Origin of the sequence: Sphingomonas sp. (assembly GCF_039594485.1) — a bacterium.
Lineage (GTDB): Bacteria > Pseudomonadota > Alphaproteobacteria > Sphingomonadales > Sphingomonadaceae > Sphingomonas.
Genome location: NZ_JBCNNI010000003.1, coordinates 68,603 through 92,443 on the forward strand (window position 1 = coordinate 68,603; position 23,841 = coordinate 92,443).

The 23,841-nt window shown below is 64.5% G+C and carries 18 protein-coding genes; 16 read left to right on the forward strand and 2 right to left on the reverse strand.

What is annotated here, in order from left to right; genetic code table 11:
• The first annotated feature begins 76 nt into the window (after window positions 1–76).
• Genes glyA through ABDV78_RS02015 form a run of 7 tightly spaced genes read left to right on the forward strand, consistent with a single transcriptional unit; the run spans window position 77 to window position 8,331 of the window.
• Window positions 77–1,387, forward strand: coding sequence for a serine hydroxymethyltransferase (glyA, locus tag ABDV78_RS01985; protein ID WP_343525507.1), 1,311 nt, complete (start codon window positions 77–79; stop codon window positions 1,385–1,387).
• 22 nt (window positions 1,388–1,409) lie between these two features.
• Window positions 1,410–2,663, forward strand: coding sequence for a sarcosine oxidase subunit beta family protein (locus ABDV78_RS01990; RefSeq protein ID WP_343525508.1), 1,254 nt, complete (start codon window positions 1,410–1,412; stop codon window positions 2,661–2,663).
• Window positions 2,664–2,674: 11 nt separating this feature from the next.
• On the forward strand, window positions 2,675–2,959 hold the full coding sequence (locus tag ABDV78_RS01995) for a sarcosine oxidase subunit delta (protein ID WP_343525510.1): 285 nt from the start codon (window positions 2,675–2,677) through the stop codon (window positions 2,957–2,959).
• Entirely contained in the window at window positions 2,956–5,937 is a 2,982-nt protein-coding gene (locus ABDV78_RS02000; RefSeq protein WP_343525511.1) for a sarcosine oxidase subunit alpha family protein, read from the forward strand. The genes ABDV78_RS01995 and ABDV78_RS02000 overlap by 4 nt, the downstream gene beginning before the upstream one ends.
• Window positions 5,930–6,469, forward strand: coding sequence for a sarcosine oxidase subunit gamma family protein (locus tag ABDV78_RS02005; RefSeq protein ID WP_343525512.1), 540 nt, complete (start codon window positions 5,930–5,932; stop codon window positions 6,467–6,469). The genes ABDV78_RS02000 and ABDV78_RS02005 overlap by 8 nt, the downstream gene beginning before the upstream one ends.
• A gap of 4 nt (window positions 6,470–6,473) precedes the next feature.
• Entirely contained in the window at window positions 6,474–7,835 is a 1,362-nt protein-coding gene (locus tag ABDV78_RS02010) for an L-serine ammonia-lyase (RefSeq protein WP_343525513.1), read from the forward strand.
• A 10-nt stretch (window positions 7,836–7,845) separates the two neighbouring features.
• The gene (locus ABDV78_RS02015) at window positions 7,846–8,331 is read left to right on the forward strand and encodes a prolyl-tRNA synthetase associated domain-containing protein (protein ID WP_343525514.1); all 486 of its coding nucleotides are present in this window, start codon (window positions 7,846–7,848) and stop codon (window positions 8,329–8,331) included.
• 165 nt (window positions 8,332–8,496) lie between these two features.
• Here ABDV78_RS02015 and ABDV78_RS02020 read toward each other — a convergent pair whose 3' ends face one another.
• On the reverse strand, window positions 8,497–8,676 hold the full coding sequence (locus ABDV78_RS02020) for a hypothetical protein (protein ID WP_343525515.1): 180 nt from the start codon (window positions 8,674–8,676) through the stop codon (window positions 8,497–8,499).
• On the opposite strand from ABDV78_RS02020, the gene ABDV78_RS02025 reads away from it, so the two are divergent.
• The 3 genes from ABDV78_RS02025 (at window position 8,660) to ABDV78_RS02035 (ending at window position 15,526) form a co-directional block, all read left to right on the forward strand.
• Window positions 8,660–10,663 carry a BCCT family transporter gene (locus ABDV78_RS02025; RefSeq protein WP_343525516.1) on the forward strand — a complete coding sequence of 668 codons (2,004 nt, stop codon included), beginning with the start codon at window positions 8,660–8,662 and terminating at the stop codon, window positions 10,661–10,663. The genes ABDV78_RS02020 and ABDV78_RS02025 overlap by 17 nt on opposite strands.
• Before the next feature lie 401 nt (window positions 10,664–11,064).
• Window positions 11,065–13,491 (forward strand): TonB-dependent receptor, encoded by a 2,427-nt coding sequence (locus tag ABDV78_RS02030; RefSeq protein ID WP_343525517.1) that lies wholly within the window; start codon window positions 11,065–11,067, stop codon window positions 13,489–13,491.
• 73 nt (window positions 13,492–13,564) lie between these two features.
• Window positions 13,565–15,526, forward strand: a complete 1,962-nt coding sequence (locus ABDV78_RS02035; protein WP_343525518.1) for a sulfotransferase — start codon at window positions 13,565–13,567, stop codon at window positions 15,524–15,526.
• Window positions 15,527–15,553: 27 nt separating this feature from the next.
• Here ABDV78_RS02035 and ABDV78_RS02040 read toward each other — a convergent pair whose 3' ends face one another.
• Complete coding sequence (locus ABDV78_RS02040) at window positions 15,554–16,606, reverse strand: GlxA family transcriptional regulator (protein ID WP_343525519.1); 1,053 nt, start codon at window positions 16,604–16,606, stop codon at window positions 15,554–15,556.
• A 168-nt stretch (window positions 16,607–16,774) separates the two neighbouring features.
• Here ABDV78_RS02040 and ABDV78_RS02045 point away from each other — a divergent pair, with 168 nt between their 5' ends.
• The 6 genes from ABDV78_RS02045 (at window position 16,775) to ABDV78_RS02070 (ending at window position 23,817) form a co-directional block, all read left to right on the forward strand.
• On the forward strand, window positions 16,775–17,524 hold the full coding sequence (locus ABDV78_RS02045) for an electron transfer flavoprotein subunit beta/FixA family protein (protein WP_343525520.1): 750 nt from the start codon (window positions 16,775–16,777) through the stop codon (window positions 17,522–17,524).
• Window positions 17,525–17,545: 21 nt separating this feature from the next.
• Window positions 17,546–18,478, forward strand: a complete 933-nt coding sequence (locus tag ABDV78_RS02050) for an electron transfer flavoprotein subunit alpha/FixB family protein (RefSeq protein WP_343525522.1) — start codon at window positions 17,546–17,548, stop codon at window positions 18,476–18,478.
• A gap of 20 nt (window positions 18,479–18,498) precedes the next feature.
• Window positions 18,499–19,356 carry a formyltetrahydrofolate deformylase gene (purU, locus tag ABDV78_RS02055; protein ID WP_343525523.1) on the forward strand — a complete coding sequence of 286 codons (858 nt, stop codon included), beginning with the start codon at window positions 18,499–18,501 and terminating at the stop codon, window positions 19,354–19,356.
• 59 nt (window positions 19,357–19,415) lie between these two features.
• Window positions 19,416–21,977: an FAD-dependent oxidoreductase gene (locus ABDV78_RS02060; protein WP_343525524.1), complete on the forward strand. Its 2,562-nt coding sequence runs from the start codon at window positions 19,416–19,418 to the stop codon at window positions 21,975–21,977.
• Between the two features lie 19 nt (window positions 21,978–21,996).
• Entirely contained in the window at window positions 21,997–22,446 is a 450-nt protein-coding gene (gene folB / locus ABDV78_RS02065; protein ID WP_343525525.1) for a dihydroneopterin aldolase, read from the forward strand.
• 123 nt (window positions 22,447–22,569) lie between these two features.
• On the forward strand, window positions 22,570–23,817 hold the full coding sequence (locus tag ABDV78_RS02070; protein WP_343525526.1) for an aromatic ring-hydroxylating dioxygenase subunit alpha: 1,248 nt from the start codon (window positions 22,570–22,572) through the stop codon (window positions 23,815–23,817).
• Window positions 23,818–23,841: the final 24 nt, after the last annotated feature.

The following is a 23,841-nucleotide window of genomic DNA, read 5'->3' on the forward strand; positions in this document are numbered from 1 at the left end:
GACCGGCGGCGCGCTCGTCCCAGCAGGCGAGGGGGCGAGCCATCATCCTGCTCTGCGAAGACGAGGGGGACCGATCATGGCGGATACCAGCAATCGCGGCGGCGACGCCGGCTCAGCCTTTTTCGGGGGCGCACTTGCCGCGAGCGATCCCGAGGTCGATGCCGCGATCAACGCCGAACTGGGGCGGCAACGCAACAAGCTCGAACTGATCGCGTCGGAGAATATCGTGTCGACGGCGGTGCTGCAGGCGCAGGGCTCTGTGCTGACCAACAAATATGCCGAGGGGTATCCCGGTCGCCGCTATTATGGCGGATGCGAGCATGTCGACGTCACCGAGCAACTGGCGATCGACCGCGCGTGCCGGCTGTTCAACGCCCGCTTCGCCAACGTCCAGCCGCATTCGGGCGCGCAGGCCAATATGGCGGTGCAGTTCGCGCTGATGAAGCCGGGCGAAACGCTGATGGGGATGAGCCTGGCGCATGGCGGGCACCTGACCCACGGCGCGGCGCCGACCTTTTCGGGCAAGTGGCTGAACGCCGTTTCCTATGGCGTGCGCGAGGAGGATCAGCGGATCGATTATGACGCGGTCGCCGAACTGGCGCGCGAATATCATCCCAGGTTGATCATCGCGGGCGGCTCGGCCTATCCGCGCCGGATTGATTTCGCCCGCTTTCGCGAGATCGCGGACTCGGTCGACGCGATACTGATGGTCGACATGGCGCATTTCGCCGGACTGGTGGCGGGCGGGGCACATCCCAATCCGCTCGACCATGCGCATGTCGTGACGACGACCACGCACAAGACGCTGCGTGGTCCGCGCGGCGGCATGATCCTGACCAATGACGAGGCGCTGGCCAAGAAGTTCAACTCCGCCATCTTCCCCGGCATCCAGGGTGGCCCGCTGGAGCATGTCATCGCGGCCAAGGCGGTCGCGTTCGGAGAGGCGCTGCGCCCCGGATTTCGCGACTACGCCCATCGCGTCGTCGAGAATGCGCAGGCCCTTGCGAAGGTCTTGGAAGACAATGGCTATACGATCGTGTCCGGCGGCACGGATACCCACGTCGTCCTGGTCGACCTGCGCCCCAAGAAGCTGACCGGCAAGCGCGCCGAACAGATCCTCGATGAGGCCGGCATCACCTGCAACAAGAACGGCATCCCGTTCGACCCGGAGAAACCCGCTGTGACGTCCGGCATTCGTCTGGGGAGCGGCGCCCTGACCAGCCGCGGTTTCGATGTCCCGGCCTTTCAGGAGGTTGGCCGCCTCATCAATCGCATCCTCGATGCCGCGTCGCTGGGGGAGGTGCCCGCTGCGCTGATCGACGAGGTTCGCGCCGATGTGGTCGCGCTGTGCGATCGCTATCCGATCTACGACACGGCGCGCGGCTGATGCCGGGCGGAAGGAATTCGTGATGCAACGCTTTTCGGCATTCTCGCTTCTCCGGCAGGGACTGGGCGGTCACAAGGGTTGGAAACCCCAATGGCGTCAGGCCGCACCGAAGCCGTCCTATGACGCGATCATCGTCGGCGGCGGCGGGCATGGCCTGGGCGCGGCCTATTATCTCGCCAAGGTTCACGGCATCCGCAACGTGGCGGTGGTCGAGAAAGGGTGGATCGGCGGTGGCAATACGGGCCGCAACACGACGATCATCCGTTCCAACTATCTCTTCGACGAGAGCGCGGCCCTGTATGACCACGCGCTGAAGATGTGGGAGGGGCTGAGCCAGGAGCTGAACTACAACGTCATGTTCTCGCAGCGCGGCGTGATGATGCTGGCGCACAACATCCATGACGTGCAGGTCTTCAAGCGCCATATCCATGCCAACCGGATCAACGGCGTCGACAATGAATGGCTGACGCCCGAAGCGGCCAAGGAATTCTGTCCGCCGCTCAATATCGATCCGGGGATGCGCTACCCGGTGCTGGGTGCTGCGCTGCAGCGGCGCGGCGGCACGGCGCGGCATGATGCGGTGGCGTGGGGCTATGCGCGCGCGGCCGATGCGCTGGGCGTCGACATCATCGAGAATTGCGAGGTGACCGGCATCCGTCGTGACGCGTCGGGTGCGGTATCGGGGGTGGAGACAACGCGCGGCTTCATCGCGTCGAAGCGGATCGGCGTTTCCGCCGCGGGGCATACCAGCGTGGTGCTGGGCATGGCGGGCGTCCGCCTTCCGCTGGAAAGCTATCCGCTCCAGGCTCTGGTGTCGGAGCCGGTGAAGCCCGTCTTTCCGACCGTCGTCATGTCGAACACGATCCATGCTTATATCAGCCAGTCCGACAAGGGCGAGTTGGTGATCGGTGCGGGGACGGACGCCTATACCAGCTATACCCAGCGCGGCGGGCTGCACATCGCGACGCACACGCTGGAGGCGATCTGCGAGCTGTTCCCGCAGTTCCGTCGGATGCGGATGCTGCGAAGCTGGGGCGGGATCGTCGACGTGACGCCCGATCGCTCGCCGATCATCGCCAAGACGCCGGTGCCGGGCCTGTACGTCAATTGCGGCTGGGGCACCGGCGGCTTCAAGGCGACACCTGGTGCCGCGCACCTGCTCGCCCATACCATCGCCCGCGACGAGCCGCATCCGATCAACGCACCCTATACGATCGAGCGGTTCCGCGACGGCTACATGATCGACGAAGCGGCCGCGGCCGCCGTCGCCCACTAAGGAGCGCGCGGATGCTCATCATCAACTGTCCCTATTGCGGCCCGCGACCCGAGCTGGAGTTCAGCTATGGCGGGCAGGCGCACATCGCCCGTCCGCTTCGGCCCGCCGAACTGTCCGATGAGGAATGGAACGCCTATCTGTACGTGCGTGCGAACCCGAAGGGCCCGCATGCCGAACGCTGGCGCCACCTGCATGGCTGTGGGCGCTTTTTCAACGCGGTCCGCGACACGCGCACCGACCATTTCCTCGCCACCTACAAGATCGGCGAGCCCGCGCCCGTGGAGGTGGGAGCATGACGACGTCCAACCATCGTATCATGCCCGGCAGGGTGATCGGCGATGCGGCGATCCGCTTCACCTTCGACGGCAAGAGCTATGCGGGGCAGGAGGGCGATACGCTGGCCTCCGCGCTGCTGGCGAACGGCGTGCATCTGGTCGGCCGGTCGTTCAAATATCACCGGCCACGCGGTATCTTGGGCGAGGGCGCGGATGAGCCCAATGCGCTGGTCACGATCCGTCGCGACGGCGCGCGCTATACGCCCAACCTGCTGGCGACGCAGGTCGAACTATATGACGGGCTGGATGCGGTCAGCCAGAACCGACACCCCAGCCTCGAGCGCGATCGCATGGCGATCAACGACAAGCTGTTCAGCCGCTTCATCCCCGCGGGCTTCTACTACAAGACCTTCATGTGGCCGAAAAAGGCGTGGGACCGGCTGTACGAGCCGCGTATCCGCGAGGCGGCAGGGCTGGGGATCGCGCCGTCCGAACCCGATCCCGATCATTACACGCAGCGTTATGCGCACTGCGACATATTGGTGGTCGGCGGCGGCCCGGCGGGGATCGCGGCGGCGCGTCAAGCGGCCGAGGCCGGCGCGCGGGTGATCCTGTGCGACGACCGCGCGCGGATCGGCGGATCGTTGCTGGCGGCGGTCGACACGACGATCGATGGCCTGTCGGCTTCGGACTGGCTGGCGCGCGAACGGGACGCGCTTGCTGCGTTGCCCAATGTCATATTGCTGCCGCGCACGATCGCGTTCGGCTATTATCCGCACAACTGGATCGGGTTGACCGAGAAGCTGACTGATCATCTCGCGGCTCCAGCCAAGGGTGCGCCGCGCGAGCGGTTGTGGCAGGTGCGCGCGAAACAGGTGGTGCTGGCGACCGGCGCGATCGAACGCCCGCTGGTATTCCCCGACAACGACCGGCCGGGGATCATGCTTGCCGATGCGGCGCGCACCTATCTTCAGCAATATGGCGTTGCGGTCGGGCGCAGGATCGTCATCGTCGGCGCACACGACAATGCCTATCGCGTCGCGCATGAGATGACGGCGGCGGGTATGACGGTCGTGGCGGTCGCGGACATCCGGCCCCGCTCGGCCGCATCGGAGGCTGCGCGGGAGGCGGGCCTGCCGGTGGTGACTGACGCGAAGATCGACGGTACGACCGGCGGCCTGCGCGTTGCGTCGATCACCATCACCGCCGATGGCGCGACCCGGCGGCATGCATGCGACGCGGTGCTGATGGCGGGCGGTTTCACGCCCAGCGTCCACCTCTTCTCGCAATCGCGCGGCAAGCTGGCCTGGGACGAGACGCTCCAGGCCTATCTGCCCGACGTCTCGGCCGAGGCGGAGCGGTCGGCGGGCGCGTGCCGGGGCCGGTTCGCGCTGGCTGACGCGCTGGGCGACGGGATCGCGGCGGGGCGTGAAGCGGCCTCGATGGCGGGCTTAGTGTCGTCGGCCGTGGCGGTGCCGCCAGCGGTCGAGGTGCGACATGCCCAGGGTCATGGCGGCTATATGGGCGCCGCGCCGACCACGAGCGACCTCGGCAAGGCCAAGGCGTTCGTCGACTGGCAGAACGACGTCACCGCCAAGGACATCCTGCTGGCGACGCGCGAGGGGTTCCTGTCGATCGAGCATGTCAAGCGCTACACCACGACGGGCATGGCGACCGATCAGGGCAAGCTGTCCAACATCAACGCGCTGGGCATCGTGTCGGAGGCGACGGGTCGGTCGATCCCGGAGATCGGGCTGACCACCTTCCGATCGCCCTATACCCCGGTGACGTTCGGTACGCTGGCGGGTCATGCGCGGGGCGACCTGTTCGATCCGGCGCGAATCACCGCGATCAATGACTGGGCCAAAGAACAGGGCGCGGCGTTCGAGGATGTCGGCAACTGGCGGCGCGCGCATTACTTCCCGCGTCCGGGCGAGGACATGCACGCCGCCGTCGCGCGCGAATGTGCCGCTGTACGCCGGAGCGTGGGCATCTTCGATGCCTCCACCCTCGGCAAGATCGAGGTCGTCGGGCCGGACGCGGCGGAGTTCATGAACCGCTTCTTCGTCAATGCCTGGACCAAGCTCGGCATCGGCAAGTGCCGCTATGGCGTGCTGCTGCGCGAGGATGGCTTCGTGATGGACGACGGCGTGGTCGGGCGGCTGGCGGCGGACAGGTTCCACGTGACCACCACGACGGGCGGCGCGGCGCGCGTTCTCAATATGATGGAGGATTATCTCCAGACCGAATGGTCGGGCCTCAATGTGTGGCTGACCTCGACGACCGAGCAATGGTCGGTGATCGCGGTACAGGGCCCGAAGGCGCGCGAGGTGATCGCGCCGCTGGTCGAGGGGCTGGACATATCGGCGGCATCCTTCCCGCATATGAGCATCGCCGATGCGCGCATTTGCGGCGTGCCGATGCGCCTGATGCGGGTCAGCTTCACCGGCGAACTGGGGTTCGAGGTGAACGTGCCGAGCGGCTATGGCCGGATGGTGTGGGAGGCGATCTGGGAACGCGGCAGGACGCACGGCATGGTGCCCTATGGCACGGAGACGATGCACGTCCTGCGTGCGGAAAAGGGCTATATCATCGTCGGCCAGGAAACCGACGGGACGGTGACGCCCGACGATGTCGGCCTGTCCTGGGCGATCGGCAAGGCGAAACCCGATTTCGTCGGCAAACGGTCGCTGGCGCGGCCCGCCATGTCCGCACCCGATCGCAAGCAGCTTGTCGGCCTCAGGAGCGTCGACGGCCGGACGGTGCTGGAGGAGGGCGCGCAGATCGTGACGCCGTCCGCCGCCACGACGCCGATCGGCCATGTCACCTCCGCCTATCACAGCGCCACGGTGGACGCACCCATCGCCCTGGCGCTGGTGCGCGGCGGCCGCCAGCGGCTTGGGGAAACGCTGCACATCCCGATGCCCGACGGGCCGATCGCGGTGGAGGTCGTCCAACCCATTTTCTACGATCCAGAAGGCACCCGCATCGATGTCTGATCTTTCCCCCGCTTCGCCCTTCGCGGCTGGCAGCGCGTCGATCCGTCCACTGGGCCATTTCGGTCGCGCGGTGCTGCGTTGTCCTGCGGCGATGCTCGATACGGTTGCCGAGCGGCTTGGCATCGCCCTGCCGCGCGAGGCGTGCCGTTCCACCGACGATGCGGCGCTCTCCGCGCTGTGGCTGGGGCCCGACGAATGGCTGTTGCTGGCGGATGGCGCGCCCGATGACTGGGTGACGACACTTCAGGCGCAGCTCGGTGATGCCTTGTGTTCGCTGGTCGATGTCAGCCACCGGCAGGTCGCGCTGGAGATCGTGGACGGCGGCGTCAGCGCGGAGACGCTGCTGGCCAGTGGCTGTGCGCTCGACCTGTCGCTCGCGGCCTTTCCGGTCGGCATGTGCACCCGCACGATGTACGACAAGGCGGAGATCATTCTCTGGCGACGCGCGCCGGAGCGCTTCCATATCGAGCTGTGGCGGTCCTTCGCCCGCTATGTCGAAGGGCTGCTCCGCATCGCGGAGACCGAGGCATAGATCGATGCTGGGGGTTCGGGATCTGTTCCGCGTCGGTATCGGGCCGTCCTCTTCGCACACCGTCGGGCCGATGAAGGCCGCCCAGAGTTTCGCGACCAGCCTGAAGGACATGATGTTCGCACGGGTGCAGGTCGATCTTCTGGGGTCGCTCGCCTGGACGGGCACGGGACACGCGACGGACAAGGCGGTCGTGCTGGGACTCGCCGGTTTCCTGCCCGATACGATCGAGCCCGAGCAGATCGATCGCGTGGTCGCACAGGCGCGCAGCGAGCGGAGCCTGATCATTGCGGGTCGGACGATCGCTTTCGACCTCGACACCGATATCGTCTTCGACCGCGACAGCGATACGCCCGTCCACCCCAACACCTTGCGTTTCACTGCGCTCGACGCGGGTGGGGAGGTCGTGGTCAGCGAACGGTGGTGCTCGATCGGCGGGGGATTCATCGTGCCCGAGGACCGGGTCGGCGACCCCGCACTGGACGAAGACGAGGCGAGCCCGCCCTTTCCGTTTCGGCGTGGGGATGAATTGCTGGCGATCTGTCGCTGTCACGGCCTCAGCATCGCGGAGGTGATGCGGGCGAACGAACTGTCGCGGACCTCCGCTGAAGACCTCGAGGCCTATCTGGATCGCGTGATCGAGGTGATGATGACGTGCATCGACCACGGCATGCGGACCGACGGCATCCTGCCCGGCCGGTTGAAGGTGCCGCGCCGGGCCCGCGCGCTCAGGCAGAAGCTCGACGGCGATCGCTTCCGCAATCGGCAGGCGCCGCACAGCATCATGGACCATGTCAGCCTGTTCGCGATCGCGGTGAACGAGGAGAATGCCGCAGGCGGCCGGGTGGTGACCGCACCGACCAACGGGGCGGCGGGCGTGGTTCCGGCGGTGCTGCGCTATTACCGCGACTTCTGGCCGGGTGCGGACCGCGCGGGAATGCACGATTTCCTGCTGACCGCGAGTGCGATCGGCGTCCTGACCAAGCTCAACGCCTCGATCTCGGGCGCGGAGGTTGGCTGTCAGGGCGAGGTGGGAACCGCGAGCGCGATGGCTGCCGCCGGGCTGGCCGCGGCGATGGGCGCGACCGATCGCCAGGTGGAGAATGCCGCCGAGATCGCGATGGAGCATCACCTCGGCATGACGTGCGACCCGATTGCGGGCCTCGTCCAGGTGCCGTGCATCGAGCGCAACGCCTTTGGCGCGGTGAAGGCGATCAACGCCGCCTCGCTCGCATTGCGGGGGGACGGGATCCATATCGTCTCGCTCGACCAGGTGATCGAGACGATGATGCGAACTGGCACCGATATGCACGCGAAATACAAGGAAACCTCGCAAGGCGGCCTGGCCGTCAGCTTTCCCGAATGTTGAAGGGCGGATCATGACCGAAGACGACATCTATGCACAGTTTGCTCGCGCCGGGGTGGCGGTCGAGAAGCTGGAACACCCCGCCGTCTTCACTGTCGAGGAAAGCGCCGCCATTCATGCCGCGCTGCCCGCCGCGCATACGAAGAACCTGTTCCTCAAGGACAAGAAAGGGGGCTTCTGGCTGGTCGTGCTGCCCAGCGAACGGCGTGCGGACCTGAAAGCGTTCGCGGAACTGCTGGGGGCGGGAAAATTCTCGTTCGGGAAGCCGGACGATATGGAGCGGCTGCTGGGTGTCACGCCCGGCGCGGTGACCCCGCTCGCGGTCGCCAATGCGCCGGTGAGGGAGGTGACGGTGGTGTTCGATGCGGGCTTTGAGCAGGCGGAACGGATTGCCGTGCACCCGTTGCGCAACACCGCGACCATCGCATTGCCCTTCGCCGCCCTGGTGTCGTGGCTGGAAAGCCTGGGCCATGATGTGCGGATCGTGGCGCTGCCTTGAAATGGGGTTCGACCCGCTGCCCATTCCAGGCGATGCGCGCCACCATTCCAGAAATTGAAATTATTTGCCGATGGCGCATTTGTAACGACCGCATGTCGCAGTCCTGATGTTCTAGCGCAAAGCGCCATGCTCTTCTCCATTCCAGGCTTGGCCCTTGACGCGCCGTCATGGCCCAGGCCGCGAAATATCGTGATCAGGAGAATTGGGGGGCATGAGCGCCTCGACGATGGCGGGACGGTGAAATCGATTTCGATGGGCATCGCCTGCTTCGGATGGCGCGATCAGTACCGGCAGCGGACGTAATCGACAGGGGAAGGGGTAGGTTACGATGAGCAGGTTCGTCATCAATCCGCCGGTTTTTTACGGCTCGGTCGGCGTCATTGCGGTGCTGCTGGGCGTGGGGGCGTTCCTGCCGCATCAGGCCGAGGCGATCCTGTCGGCCGTGGAAACCCGCATCCTGGCGGAGGTCGGCTGGTTCTATCTCCTCGCCGTCGGTATCTTCCTGATGTCCGTCACCATCCTCGCCTTCAGCCGGTTCGGCGACCTGAAGCTTGGTCCCGACGATTGCGTCCCCGATTTCCGCTTCGCCTCATGGGTCGCGATGCTCTTCGCGGCCGGCAAGGGCATCGGCCTGATGTATTATGGCGTGGCCGAGCCGATCATGCATGATGTGCTGCCGCCCGACGCCGTGGCGCGGTCGGTCGCGGCGCAGCAGGATGCGATGAGCATCACCTTCTTCCACTGGGGCATTCACGCCTGGTCGATCTATTCGGTCGTCGGCCTGTCGCTTGGCTATTTCGGCTATCGCTACAATCTGCCGCTGACGATCCGGTCGGGCCTGTATCCGATGCTCAAGGAGCGGATTTACGGTCGCATCGGCGATGCGGTCGATATCTTCGCGATCTGCTGTACCGTCTTCGGGCTTGCGACGTCGCTGGGCCTGGGTGTCCAGCAGGTGAATGGCGGCCTCAACTATCTGCTCGGCGTGCCGATGAACGTCGGCATGCAAGTGTTGTTGATCGTCGTCATTTCGACCGTCGCGACCCTGTCGGTGCTGTCGGGCCTGGGCAAGGGTATCAAGCGACTCAGCGAACTCAACATCCTGCTCGCGATCGGACTGATGCTGTTCGTGCTGATTGCGGGGCCGACGATCGTGCTGATGCGCGACCTGGTCCAGAATATCGGGCTCTATCTGACGACGTTCGTGCCCCGCACGTTCAACGTCTATGCCTATGCGCCAAATGCGTGGATCAACGCCTGGACGCTCTTCTACTGGGCGTGGTGGATGTCCTGGGCGCCGTTCGTCGGCATGTTCATCGCGCGCATCTCGCGAGGGCGGACAGTGCGCGAGTTCATCCTGGCGGTACTGCTGCTGCCGACCATCTTCACCTTCGCCTGGATGACGGTGTTCGGCAACACCGCGCTGTACCTGGATCACGGTGTCGCCAACGGCGCACTGTCCGCCGCCGTCAAGGACAATGTGTCGATCGCGCTGTTCAAGTTCTTCGACTATCTGCCCTTTTCCAACGCAACGACCGCGTTTGCCGTCTTCATGATCGGCATCTTCTTCATCTCTTCGCAAAGCTCCGGCTCGCTGGTGATGGACATCATCGCATCAGGCGGAAAGACCGTGACGACCTCCGCCCAGCGGCTGTTCTGGTGCGTGCTGGAGGCGCTGGTCACGATCATCCTTCTGATCGCGGGCGGCCTAGCCGCGCTGAAGGCGGCGACGATCATCGCGGCGCTGCCTTTCGCGATCGTGATGCTGGCGCTGGTTTACGGCCTGTTCCGGGGCATGCGTGCGGACATGGCGCAATATGCGTTGGGCGGGCGCGCCGTCGCCGATTATGCCCGTCCGTCAGCGGGATTGTCGTGGCAGGCGCGGCTTGGTTTCGCGCTTCATACGCCGACCGCCGATGAGGTGCGCGACTTCCTCGCCACGGTCGCCGCGCCCGCGCTGAAGGCGGTCGCCGACGAACTCAACGGCCGTGGCCGGGCGGCCAGCGTTCGCGAGGACGAGGATGGCGTCTGGCTGGAGTCGCCGACTCCCGGTCAGCGATGCTTCCTCTACGGCGTTCGCGCGGCGGCCCGGCCCCGCGCGACACTGTCGGCGGCGGATGCGATCGCCGTGGAGGACAGGTTCGAGGCGCAGACCTTCTTCGCATGCGGCGGCAAGGGATACGACATCCTTGGACTCTGCCAGGAACAGCTCATCGCCGATGTGCTGGCGCAATTCGAACGGCATCTTGCGCTGTCTCAATGCCCGGACACGCTGCTGGTGTCGCGCGCGCCGGATCATTCGGCGACGTCCTCGGAGGCTAAGCCGCACTGAATGTCGCCAATGTCGATAGGGAGCGTGGGAGAATCAGGTCATGTCCATCGAGATGCCGCCCGGTTCTGATCTCCGCTCGACAGAGGTTTTCATAATTTCCTTCGAACGGAGTGGAATTCGGAAGGATAGGTCTAGGGATAAGAGGGCTTTGTTGGAAAACGAAACCTCGAATGCCTTATCAAGACATTGCCAGGGATATCAGGTTCCATAGGCGGTGATGGCAGCATCACTTGAAACGATGGTGCTCCATGTAAGCGTATATAAAAAAGAAAATAATAATAAAGCGCCGGAGGGACGAGGCGATCATCAACGCGATGGATCGTCTTTGTCAGACAATGGAGGCGGGAATGAAAAGGGGTGTCAGAATATTCATGGTGCGTGAGCTTTGCGCATCAACAGCATTGACTGTATTTGTACTGGGAAGTCAGCCCGCCTGGGCGCAGATGACGGAGGGGACGACGGCCGAATCCGCCGCGCCGACGGCGTCGAATAGCGCGCAGGACGGCGCGAGCGGCTCGGCCACGGCGAAGGCGTCGCAGGGGGGAATCAGCGACATCATCGTCACCGCGACCAAGCGCAACGAAAGCATCCAGCGTGTGCCGGTGTCGGTGCAAGCGCTCAATACGAAGGCGCTGAACGACCTCAACATCACAAGCTTCGACGATTATGTGAAATATCTGCCGAGCGTGCGTTCGGGTGGGCGCGGCCCCGGTCAGAACGACGTCTATATCCGCGGTCAGGCGACCGATGCGGTGACCGTGCTGTTGTCGGGGGCACAGGGTTCCGAGCCCAACGTCGCGATGTATCTCGACGAGCAGCCCGTGACGTCGCCGGGGCGCAACCTCGACGTCTATGTCACCGACATGGCCCGCATCGAGGTGCTGCCCGGACCGCAAGGGTCGCTGTTCGGCGCCAGCTCGATGGCAGGCACGGTGCGCCTGATCACCAACAAGCCCGAGATGGGCGTGTTCCACGCCAGCGTCACCGGCTCGGTCGAGTTCACCAAGAGCGGCGAAATGAGCAACGCGGTGGAGGGCTTCGTCAACGTGCCCGTCGCCGACAATCTGGCGCTTCGCGGCGTGTTCTACTCGGCCCAGAAGGGCGGCTATATCGACAATGTCGCGGGCACCTACACGCCCAGCCCGACCGTCAACCGCGCGCTGCCCTCGGCGCCCGGCACGACCTATGAGACGGCCAACAACAGTGACCTCGTCCAGAAGAACTTCAACGACGCGAGCTATCGCGGTTTTCGCCTCAGCGCGAAATATGACGTGACGCCCGACGTCGATATCCTCCTGACGCATGTGCGGCAGAATCTGGATACGGACGGGGTGTTCGATTATGATCCCAAGGTCGGGGATCTGAAAGTGACGCGCTTCTACCCCGATTTCCTGCGCGACAGGTTCAGCCAGACCGCCTGGACCGTCAATGGTCGTCTGGAGGGCCTGGATCTCGTCTATACCGGGGCCTATCTCGACCGAAAGATCGCCCAGTCGGTCGATTATACCGGATATACCAATACCGGTGCCTTCGCGGCCTATTACACCTGTACTTATACGACTCCGCGCCGCTGCCTCAATCCGGTGAAGGGTTTCTCGGGCAACCAGCGCATCAGGCGGTTCACGCAGGAGGCGCGGCTCACCACGCCGCAGGAACTGCGCTTCCGGGTGACGGCGGGGCTGTTCTATGACCGGACCAAGCTCGAGACGCTGGACAATTATGTCTATGAGGCGACACCGCAGCTCGGTTTCGCGCGCAATGCGCCGATCACGGCGGCGCGGAACATCGATCCCTCGACGCGGCCGGCGGGCGTCGCCTTCTTCAACGATATCACCCGCATCGGCGAGCAGAAGGCGATCTATGGCGAGGCGGCCTTCGACATCGTTCCGAAAAAACTGATCCTCAGCGGCGGCGGTCGTTATTACTGGCAGACGACCGAATTCTACGGATCGTCGAACTTCGCCAATCTGGGGACGGATTCGACCGTGCCGGGCGCGGGCGGACGCATCTACAACCGGCCCAAGCTGAAGGAGAAGGGCTTTGTTCCCAAGGCGACGCTGACCTTCAAGCCGACCGGGCAATTGTTGTTCTACGCGACCTATTCGGAAGGCTTCCGCCCGGGCGGCTTCAACCGTGGTGGCGGGGCGGCGTCGTTCAATCCGGCCTATCCGACGGTCCCGGTCAATTATGTATCCGACACCGTCAAGAACTATGAATTCGGTTTCAAGACCGATCTGTTCGATCGAAAGGTCCGGTTCAACGGCAGCTTCTACCGCGTCGACTGGAACAATATCCAGGTGTCGCGCCTGGATACCGTCAACGTGTCGAACCTGACGTTCATCGACAATGCGGCCAATGCGCGGATCAACGGGTTCGAAGGCGATCTGACGATCAAGCTCGCCCCGCCGCTGACCCTGTTCAGCGCCGTGTCGTACAACGACGCGAAGCTGACCAGTACGCAATCGACGGTGATCGAACTGGCCCCGGTCGGAAGCCAGTTGCCGCTGACGCCGAAGGTCCAGGGCAATGTTCGCCTTCGTTACGAAGGGATACTGGATAACGATCGGACGTGGTTCGCCCAGGTCGGCACGCAACTCTCCGCGTACAGCTACAGCTCGCTCGCGTCGGCGCTGCGTGTCCGGCAGGATGGGTATAGCACGTTCGATGCGGGTGGCGGCTTCACCATCGGCAAATATCGCTTCGAAATCTTTGGCGAGAACCTGACCGACACGCGGGCGCAACTGTTCTACAACACGCAGGATCAGATCCCGCGCATCACGACCAACCGTCCCCGGACCTTTGGCATGAAGGTGACGGTGGACATGTAACGCTGGCGCCGTTCCCCGGCATCCGCGATGATGCCGGGGACGGACGCGTGCAATGGGGATTGAACGAAACGCCATGAAGTCGGATCAGGCGAAGGAGGCGCTGCAAGGGGGGCGGCTGGTCGAGGCGGAGGCGCTGGCCCGGCATGGCCTTGCCGCAACACCCGACGATCGCGACCTGTTATATGTGATGGCGGTCGCACAGCGCTATCAGGACAAAGCCGACGATGCGCTCGTCACGCTGGACCGGCTGGTGGCGGCGCATCCCGACTATGCGCGCGCGGAGCAGGAGCGGGGGCATGTGCTGGTCGCGCTCGATCGCCCTGCCGAAGCCCGCGAGGCCTTTGACCGTGCGGTTGCGGGCAATCCGGCACTCCATGCCAGTTGGCGCGCGCTGGTCGCGCTGAACGCGGACAATCCGCGCGAAGCCGAACGCGCCCGCGAAGAGGTCGCGTATCTGACCGCGATGCCCAGGGAACTGCTGTCGGTCGCCAGCATGATCTATGAGGGGCGGCTGCAACCCGCCGAGGAAGTCTGTCGCCGCTATCTGCGCGCCCATCCGACCGATGTCGAGGCGATGCGCCTCCTCGCCGATATCGGCACTCGGCTCCATGTCTATGACGATGCTGAGTTTTTGCTGGAAAGCGCGCTGGAGTTCGAACCGGGCTATGCGCTGGCCCGGCTCGATTATGTCGGCGTGCTGCACAAGCGTCAGAAGTTCGCCGCGGCACACGCGCAGGCCGCAAGGCTCCACGCGATGGACCGCGACAATCCGCTGTTCCAGAACGCGCTGGCGAACGAGAGCGCGGCGATCGGCCGCTATGACGAGGCGCTGGCCATCTACGACGCCCTGGTCGCGTCCGGGGCGGCGGCGGCGGGCACGCATCTGGCGCGCGGCCATGCGCTGAAGACGATCGGCCGCCAGGAGGAGGCCGTCGCCGCCTATCGTGCGGCCTATGGCACACAGCCGGATTTCGGCGATGCGTATTGGAGCCTCGCCAACCTCAAGACCTATCGCTTCACCGATGACGAGATGCGGGCGATGGCGGCCGCTGCCCAGGCACCCGGCACTTCGATCGACGACCGTGCGCACCTCCACTTCGCGCTGGGCAAGGCGCATGAGGATCGCCGTGACCATGCCGCCGCCTTCGCACATTATGACGCGGGCAATCGCCTCCGTCGCGAACAGTCGCGCTACGATGCGGATGCGATGGACCGCGAGATGGATGCGCAGATCCGCTTCTTCACCCCCGAGCTGATCGCGCGGATGGCCGGGACCGGCGAGCCGAGCGATGCGCCGATCTTCATCGTCGGCCTGCCGCGCGCGGGATCGACCCTGGTCGAACAGATACTGGCCTCGCACAGCCGCGTCGAAGGAACGCTGGAACTGCCCAACATCATGGCGCTGGCGCATCGGCTCAACGGCCGCCGCCGCGCCGATGAAGGCGAACTTTATCCTGATTGCCTGGGCGAGCTGGGCGGGGAGGACTTCGCCCGCTTCGGTCGGGAATTCCTGGACGAGACGCAAGTCCACCGGACCGGACGGCCCCATTTCACCGACAAGATGCCGAACAATTTCCGGCATATCGGCCTGATCCACCTGATCCTGCCCAACGCGCGGATCATCGACGCGCGGCGCGATCCGATGGATTGCTGCTTCTCCGGCTTCAAGCAACTGTTCGCCGAGGGGCAGGAGTTCACCTATGGCCTGGAAGAGGTCGGGCGCTACTATCGCGGCTATGTGCGGCTGATGGCGCATTGGGATGCGGTGCTGCCGGGCAAGGTGCTGCGCGTGCAATATGAGGACATGATCGACGATCTGGAGAGGCAGGTCCGCCGCATCCTGGATCATTGCGGACTGGCGTTCGAGCAATCCTGCCTGGACTTCCACAAGACCAGGCGATCGGTCCGCACCGCCAGTTCGGAACAGGTCCGCCAGCCCATCTATCGGTCCGGCATGGCGCAGTGGCGCCCGTTCGAACCGTGGCTGGACCCGTTGAAAAGGGCATTGGGGGCGGACATCCACCCTGATCGCTGACCGTCGATCAGGGGCTGTCGATCGATCTCAGGTCGCGTCGGCCGTCGCCAGTTCGCTTGTCCCCAGCCGATGTACGCCGGATAGCGATGCACGCGCTTCCAATGGCGACTGGCCGAAGCGGCGCCGGAACATCCGGCTCATATGTGAGGAATCGCAGAAGCCGCATTCGACCGCGATCGTCGTGATCGACTTGTCGGTGGTCTGAAGGATATGGTGCGCCAGTGACAGGCGCACATCCATGAACGCGACCTGCGGCGATACGCCCAGTGCCGTCTTGAACCGGCGTTCGAGCTGCCTCTTGCTCTTCCCCATACGCTGCGCGATGTCGGCGACCGTCAGGGGCATGTCGATATTCTGTTGCGTGATCATCAGCGCGCGCAGGACGATCGGGTCGTCGGTGCGATAGTTCAGCATCGCGCCCGGCTGCGCCTTTTCGCTACCCAGCGCTTCGTCGATGATCATGATGTGCAGGCTCTTGCTCGCCTGCGCGCGGCCGACATGCCGGTCGACCAGATAGGCGGCCAGATGCGCCGAACTCGCGCCGCCCGAACAGGTCAGTCGATCGCGATCGACGATGAAGATCCGGTCGGATACCGGGTCGAGACCGTCGAACTGCTCCAGAAAATCGCGGTGATGAAACCAGCTTACGCAGCATTTATACCCGTTGAGCAGCCCCGCGCCGTGGAGCAGGAAAGCCCCCGTGCATACGCCGACCAGAGGAATGCCCAAAGCCGCGGCCTTGCGCAGATAGGCGGTGTATTCGCTGTCGAACCCTTCGATCTCGTGGATCAGGCCGCCGACCACGACGATATAATCGAACCGGGTCGGATCGCCGAGCTGTTCGTCGGGCCGGATGGTGATGCCGGAACTGGAGGGGATCGGCGCGGAGCAGTCCGATATGACCTTCCAGTCGCAGGCGATGGGGCGGCTGCGGTCGCCCTCGTCCGCAGCAAGTCGCAGCACGTCGACGAAATTGGCGAAGGCGCATAATGTGAAGCGCCGGGCGAGAATGAAACCCACCGACAGGCGAAGCCCTGCGGCCCGGCGACGAAGCGACGCATCCAGCGCTGATCGGGACATCTCCAGACACGTCTCCCTATTTTGCGACGATGATGTGTCACATGTCGTAGAGTTTGTGGTGTTCTGACGCAATTATCCTTTCCGCCTCGGCGGTGCTTGTCGCAAACCTACTGATGTTCAAGGCAAAATCTGCATCGACGGTGTCGTGCCTAGTGGGGGAGCGGCGGTATGAAAGTCTTGGTGCCCGTCAAGCGCGTGGTCGATCACAATGTGAAGATTCGCGTCAGGAACGACGGATCGGGTGTCGACCTGGCCAATGTGAAGATGGCGATGAACCCGTTCGACGAGATCGCGGTCGAGGAAGCGGTCCGGCTGAAGGAGGCTGGCATCGCCACCGAGATCGTCGTGGTGTCGATCGGCCCGGCCCAGGCGCAGGACGTGCTGCGCAATGCGCTCGCGATCGGCGCGGACCGTGCCATCCTGGTCCGCACCGAGACACCGCCGGAGCCGCTGGCGGTCGCGAAACTGCTGAAACGGATCGCCGAGCGCGAGAGCCCTGAATTGATCCTGCTCGGCAAGCAGGCGATCGACGATGATGCCAACCAGACCGGGCAGATGCTGTCGGCCCTGCTGGGCTGGTCGCAGGCGACCTTCGCGTCGCATATCGCGGTCGCGGATGGGGCGGCGGTGGTGACGCGCGAGGTCGATGGGGGGCTTCAGGTCATCCGGGCCCGCTTGCCCGCCGTCATATCGGTCGACCTGCGCCTTAACGAGCCGCGCTATGCCTCGCTGCCCAACATCATGAAGGCCAAGAAGAAGCCGCTGGAGGACTTGGCCGCCGAGAGCCTGGGGGTCGACATCGGCCCTCGCCTGACGGTGGTGGCGACCGAGGAACCGACGGTTCGCCAGGCGGGCGTGCGGGTCGGATCGGCGGCCGAACTGGCCGGCAAGCTCAAGGAAGCGGCCGGCGTCTTCTGATCGCGAGTGGGAGCAAGAGCGATGTCCATTCTTCTGTTGGCCGAACACGATAATACGCATCTTTCCGAACTGACCGCCCGCGCGCTGACCGCCGCATCGGCGATGGGCGGCGAGGTGGACGTGCTGGTGGCGGGGCTGTCGGCGAAAGATGCGGCTCAGGCCGCCGCCCGACTGGTCGGGGTGCGGCGGGTGCTGCTGGCCGAAGCGACGGCACTCGAACACCGGCTGGCGGAACCGAGTGCCGCGCTGATCCTGTCGCTGGCCAGCGGCTATGACGCGATCGTCGCCCCGGCGAGCAGCAACGGCAAGAGCATCCTGCCGCGGGTCGCCGCGCTGCTGGACGTCATGCAGGTGTCGGAGATCGTCGCGGTCGTCGCGCCCGACACCTTCAAGCGACCAATCTATGCGGGCAATGCGGTGCAGACCGTGCGCTCGGCCGATCGGATCAAGGTGGTGACGGTCCGCACGGCGGCCTTCGCGCCAGCGGGGTCGCGGGATGACGCGGCCGAGATCGTCACGGTTGACATGGCCGATACGCCCGATCTCTCGATCTTCGTCGAGAACCGCTTCGCCGCGAGCGAGCGGCCCGATCTCGCCTCCGCCCGGATCGTCGTGTCGGGCGGCCGCGCGCTGGGATCGGCGGAGAAGTTCCGCGAGACGATCCTGCCGCTGGCCGACCGGCTGGGCGCGGCGGTCGGCGCGTCGCGCGCGGCGGTCGATGCCGGTTACGCGCCCAATGACTGGCAGGTCGGGCAGACCGGCAAGGTCGTCGCCCCCGACCTCTATGTCGCCTGCGGCATCTCCGGCGCGATCCAGCATCTGGCGGGGATGAAGGACGCCAAGGTGATCGTCGCGATCAACAAGGACGAGGATGCGCCGATCTTCCAGGTCGCCGATTACGGCCTGGTCGGCGATCTGTTCGAGGTTCTGCCCGAACTCGAACGCCAGCTCTGATCCCTATCGAAAGCCTTTCCATGACCGAGAAGTCCTATGTCATTCGGCTGGGTTGCAAGGATCAGCCCGGCATCGTCGCCGCCGTCACCACCGCGCTGGCCGGACTGGGCGCCAATATCCTGGAGTCCAACCAGTTCTGGGACCGGCAGGCCGACCATTTCTTCCTCCGTATCGCGGTCACCTTGTCGACCGATGTGACGCGTGACGCGATCGTGGAGGTGCTGCGACCGGCGGTCGAGCGGTTCGACCTGGACCTGTCGGTCGTCGACATGGCCCAGCGTCCGAAGATCATCATCATGGTCTCGAAGTTCGATCATGCGATGCATCATCTGCTGTACCAGATCAAAGTGCGCTGGCTGAATGCGGAGGTGGTGGCGATCGTGTCCAATCACGATGCCGCCAGCGCCGCCGCCGCGATCGAGGGCGTTCCCTTCCATCACTGGCCGGTCACCAAGGAGAACAAGGCCGAGCAGGAAGCGAAGCTGCTCGATCTGGTCGAGCAGACCGGCGCCGAACTGGTCGTGCTCGCCCGCTATATGCAGGTGCTCTCCAACGAACTGTCCGAGCGGCTGTATGGCCGGGTCATCAACATCCACCATTCCTTCCTGCCGAGCTTCAAGGGCGCCAAGCCCTATCACCAGGCGCACGAGCGCGGGGTGAAGCTGATCGGTGCGACCGCGCACTATGTCACGCCCGACCTGGACGAGGGGCCGATCATCGAACAGGAGACCGAACGCGTCAGCCACATGATGACCAGCGAGGATTTCGTCGCCGCCGGTCGCGACATCGAATCCCGCGTCCTGGCGCGCGCGGTCAAATATCATCTCGAGGGGCGGGTGATGCTGAACAGCCACCGCACCGTGGTCTTCGCGCCGTGAGCGCCGGGCCGATGACCGACATGATCCTTGCGACGACCCTTTACCGAGAGGAATAGAGAATGGCTGCCCTTCCCGAAAAAGCCCGTGTGGTGATCGTCGGCGTCGGCGGCATCGTGGGCGCGTCGATCGTCCACCATCTGGTCGAACGCGGCTGGGACGATATCGTCGGCATCGACAAGTCCGGCGTGCCGACCGACATCGGATCGACCGCGCACGCGTCCGACTTCTGCTATGCGACCAGCCATGATTATCTGTCGACATGGACGACGCTCTACTCGATCGATTTCTTCGAGAAGATGGGCCATTATTCGCGGATCGGCGGGCTGGAGGTCGCGCGGGTCGGCGACGATCAGCGGATGGACGAGATCCGCCGCAAGGTCGCCTCGGGCAAGGCGTTCGGCACCCGCGCGGAACTGGTCGATCCCGCGACGATCAAGGCGAAGTTCCCGCTGATCGAGGAAAGCCTGGTGCAGGGCGGTCTGTGGGATCCCGATGCCGGTCTGGTCGTGCCCCGGTCGCAGACGGTGGCGGGCAAGCTGGTCGACCAGGCGGTCGATGCGGGCAAGCTGTCGGTCTTCGCCAATACCTCGGCCCTGTCGCTGGTCATCGAGGAGGGGCGCATCAAGGGAGTGGAGACCACGCGCGGTACGATCATGGCCGATTATGTCGTGGTCTGCACCGGCCTGTGGGGCCGCCTGATCGCGGAGATGGCGGGCGAGGATCTGCCGGTCTTCCCGGTCGACCATCCGCTGACCTTTTTCGGGCCGTACAAGGAGTTTGAGGGGACGGGTAAGGACATCGGTTATCCGCTGCTGCGCGACCAGGGCAACTCCGCCTATATGCGCGACACCGGCGATCCCAGGACGACCGAGGGCGGCCAGATCGAATGGGGCTATTATGAGGAACATGCGCCCCGCCTCGTCCATCCGCGCGACCTGCTGGAAAAGGAACAGGCCCGCCTGTCGCCGTCGCAGCGTGACCTGGAGATGGAGCAGGTGCTCGAACCGCTGGAGCGCGCGATCGAGCTGACCCCGATCCTGGGCGAGTTGGGCTATAATGAAAGCCATTCGTTCAACGGCCTGCTCCAGACCACCACCGATGGCGGTCCGTCGATGGGCGAGAGCCAGAAGGTGCGGGGCCTATGGTATGCGGTCGGCATCTGGGTGAAGGACGGCCCCGGCATGGGCAAGCTGATCGCCGACTGGATGACCGACGGCCGCACCGCGATCGACCATGCCAGCATCGATTATGCGCGGTTCAACCCCTTCCAGCTTGAGGCCAAGTTCATCGAGGAGCGTTGCCTCGAAACGGCTGCCAAGATCTACAACCCGCCAGTCCATCCGCGCGAGCCCTTTGCGGGTGGCCGGGGCATACGTCGTTCGCCCTTCTGGGAGCGTGAGAAGGAACTGGGCGGCTATTTCATGGAACTCGGCGGCTGGGAGCGCGCGCATGGCTATGCCGCGAACGAGCATCTGCTGGAGAAATATGCCGACCAGGTGCCGGTGCGCGAGAATGAGTGGGACAATCGCCATTTCTGGCGCGTGTCGAACGCAGAGCAGCTCGAACTCAGCGCCGATTGCGGGCTGATCAACCTTTCGCACTTCCACATCACCGACATCGAGGGGCCTGATCATGTCGCGTTGATGGAGTGGCTGTGCGCCGCGAAGATCGGCGGCGATGCGACGATCGGGAAGGGCGTCTACACCCACTTCCTCGATGATGAGGGCAATGTTCGCGCCGACTTCACCGTCTTCCGCCTCGCCGACCGCTGTCGCCTGGTGAACGGTGCCGATGCGGGACCGCGCGACATCCATTACATGCGCCGGGTCGCGCAGGATCGCGGGCTGGACGTGACCGTGACCGACGTGACCAAGAAATATGTCACGGTCGGCATCTGGGGGCCGAACGCACGGGTGAACCTGCAAAAGGTGGTCGAGGACTCCGAGGCGCTGTCATTGGAGAATTTCCCCTTCGCCGCGATCCGCACCGTCCGCATCGCGGGCAGGAACGTGATGGCCTTCCGCATCTCCTATGTCGGCGAGCAGGGCTGGGAACTGCACATGGCCTATGAGGATGGCCTGGCGGTGTGGGACGCGCTGCGCTCGACCGGCGTGATCGCGGTCGGCGTCGAGACCTATGCCAATTCGCGACGGCTGGAGAAGAGCCTGCGCCTCCAGAATGCCGACCTGCTGACGCATTACAATCTGCTGGAGGCCGATCTGGCGCGTCCCAAGGCGAAGGAGGCGGATTTTCGCGGCAAGGCCAGGCATCTGGAGCATCGCGCGCGCGCGCATCAGCCCGCCAAGCTGTGTACGCTGGTGATGACCGACAATGTCGATGCCAAGGGCGTGAAGCGCTATCCGGTCGGCATCCTGCCGGTGATCGACCCCGAGACGGGGGAAGTCCCGGTCGACGAACTGGGACGGCGTTCCTATACCACGTCGATCGCCTATGGTCCTTCGATCGGCAAGAATATCGCGCTGGCCTATCTGCCGTGGGCGCTCTGCCAGGAAGGACGCAAGCTGGAGGTCGAGTATTTCGGCGAGCGTTACCCGGTTGAGATCGCATCGGTCGGCTATCGCCCGCTCTACGACCCCGAAAACCGTAAGCCGAAAAGCTGATCGTCCGCCGGTCCGAACCGTGAGATATGTCATCCGCCTGAACAATTGTTCCTTCTTCGCGCACCATGGCGTGTTCGACGAGGAGGGGAGGCTCGGCCAGCGCTTCCACGTCGATGCGGAGGTGGTGGTCGATGCCTCGGTCACATCGGACGGTCGTGCGATCGTCGGAACCGTCGACTATGGCGAGATTTTCCGCGAGATCGAACGCGTGGTCCGGGGACGGCGGCGGTTGCTGATCGAATCGCTTGCGCTGGATATCGCGCGCGCGCTCTGTGACCGGTTCGCGACCGTGGTGAGCGCCCATATCACCTTGCGCAAGCCGAGCGTGCCGATCGACGGAATCCTCGACTATGTCGAGGTTCAAATGTCCTGGCCGCCAGGGGATGGCATTTGCAATGCTGATGATGCCGTGTCGCGATCGGCGGCCCACGATGACGCGATCATCCTATTGGAGCCGGAGCACCGCTGAATAGGCTGTGCCCGCATTGGCGAATATCGGGTTGCACGTAACGGCGACCTGGCAAGAATAGGCATGGGGCTTCGCCGTCGCGATGCGTGGCGGAGCCGGGGTTACCTGATGAAGGATGGGAAGATGAACGCGCGTAGCGAGATGCTGAACCTGATCCGCCACCGTAAGGACGGCTATTCGCTGCCCCAACCCTTCTATGTCGATCAGGCGTTTTTCGATCTCGATCTGGAAATGATCTGGTATCGCGACTGGCTGTTCGCGGGCCATGATTGCGAGTTGAGCAAACCGGGCAGCTATTTCACGCTTCAGGTCGGCGCCTATCCGATCGTCGTGCTGCGCGACCGCGACGGCTCGATCCGCGCCTTTCACAATAGCTGCCGTCATCGCGGCAGCCGGGTGTGCAGCGCGGAACGCGGTGTCGCGGCCAAGCTGGTGTGTCCCTATCATCAATGGACCTACAATCTCGACGGCTCGCTGGCCTTCGCGCGGCAGATGGGGGAGGGGTTCGACCGCACCCAGCATTCGCTGAAGCCTGTCGCGTGCGAGAGCGTGGCGGGCTATATCTTCATCTGCCTCGCTGAGGAGCCGCCCGCATTTGCGCCCTTCAGCGACCTGATGCTCCCCTATTTCGCGCCCCACAACCTCGTCGATGCGAAGGTCGCCTTTCAGGCGACGATCGTCGAAAAGGGCAACTGGAAGCTCGTCTGGGAAAATAATCGCGAATGCTATCACTGCGCGGGTAGCCACCCCGAATTGTGCAAGACCTATTCGGAATCGCCGAATGTGACCGGTGTCTCCGGCGGCGGCGAGGACCCGGAGATGGCGGATCACTGGGCGCGGTGCGAGGCGGCTGGGTTGCCCGCGCAGTTTCGAATGCACGACAGCGGCCAGTTCCGCGCGATCCGCGCACCGCTGCTGCGCGAGGCTGAAAGCTATACGATGGACGGAAAGCGGGCGGTTGCGCGCGGCCTGTCCGATGCGGTCAACGCCCAGCATATCGGCGCACTGATGCTGTTCAATTATCCGACGACCTGGAACCATGTTCTGGTCGATCACGCGGTCACTTTCCGCGTCTTGCCGATCGGACCGAACGAAACCGCCGTGACGACGAAATGGCTGGTCCATAAGGATGCGGTCGAAGGCGTCGACTATGACCTTGACCGTCTGACCCATGTCTGGACGCAGACCAACGACCAGGATCGTCGCATCGTCGAGGAGAATGCGCTCGGCATCCGCTCGCCCGCCTATGAGCCCGGCCCTTACTCACAACTCCACGAGGGCGGCGTGATCCAGTTTGTCGACTGGTACGCGCGCTCGGTCGAGGCGTGGCTCGACGGATCGGCTCAGGAACGCGTTCGGCGGTTCGCGTGATCGCCCGCCTGCGGGGAGACCGAT

Coding starts and splice junctions, on each gene's coding strand:
- glyA (WP_343525507.1), top strand. CDS start 77: ATGGCGGATACCAGCAATCGCGGCGGCGACGCCGGCTCAGCCTTTTTC.
- ABDV78_RS01990 (WP_343525508.1), top strand. CDS start 1,410: ATGCAACGCTTTTCGGCATTCTCGCTTCTCCGGCAGGGACTGGGCGGT.
- ABDV78_RS01995 (WP_343525510.1), top strand. CDS start 2,675: ATGCTCATCATCAACTGTCCCTATTGCGGCCCGCGACCCGAGCTGGAG.
- ABDV78_RS02000 (WP_343525511.1), top strand. CDS start 2,956: ATGACGACGTCCAACCATCGTATCATGCCCGGCAGGGTGATCGGCGAT.
- ABDV78_RS02005 (WP_343525512.1), top strand. CDS start 5,930: ATGTCTGATCTTTCCCCCGCTTCGCCCTTCGCGGCTGGCAGCGCGTCG.
- ABDV78_RS02010 (WP_343525513.1), top strand. CDS start 6,474: ATGCTGGGGGTTCGGGATCTGTTCCGCGTCGGTATCGGGCCGTCCTCT.
- ABDV78_RS02015 (WP_343525514.1), top strand. CDS start 7,846: ATGACCGAAGACGACATCTATGCACAGTTTGCTCGCGCCGGGGTGGCG.
- ABDV78_RS02025 (WP_343525516.1), top strand. CDS start 8,660: ATGAGCAGGTTCGTCATCAATCCGCCGGTTTTTTACGGCTCGGTCGGC.
- ABDV78_RS02020 (WP_343525515.1), bottom strand. CDS start 8,676: ATGACGAACCTGCTCATCGTAACCTACCCCTTCCCCTGTCGATTACGT.
- ABDV78_RS02035 (WP_343525518.1), top strand. CDS start 13,565: ATGAAGTCGGATCAGGCGAAGGAGGCGCTGCAAGGGGGGCGGCTGGTC.
- ABDV78_RS02040 (WP_343525519.1), bottom strand. CDS start 16,606: ATGTCCCGATCAGCGCTGGATGCGTCGCTTCGTCGCCGGGCCGCAGGG.
- ABDV78_RS02045 (WP_343525520.1), top strand. CDS start 16,775: ATGAAAGTCTTGGTGCCCGTCAAGCGCGTGGTCGATCACAATGTGAAG.
- ABDV78_RS02050 (WP_343525522.1), top strand. CDS start 17,546: ATGTCCATTCTTCTGTTGGCCGAACACGATAATACGCATCTTTCCGAA.
- purU (WP_343525523.1), top strand. CDS start 18,499: ATGACCGAGAAGTCCTATGTCATTCGGCTGGGTTGCAAGGATCAGCCC.
- ABDV78_RS02060 (WP_343525524.1), top strand. CDS start 19,416: ATGGCTGCCCTTCCCGAAAAAGCCCGTGTGGTGATCGTCGGCGTCGGC.
- ABDV78_RS02070 (WP_343525526.1), top strand. CDS start 22,570: ATGAACGCGCGTAGCGAGATGCTGAACCTGATCCGCCACCGTAAGGAC.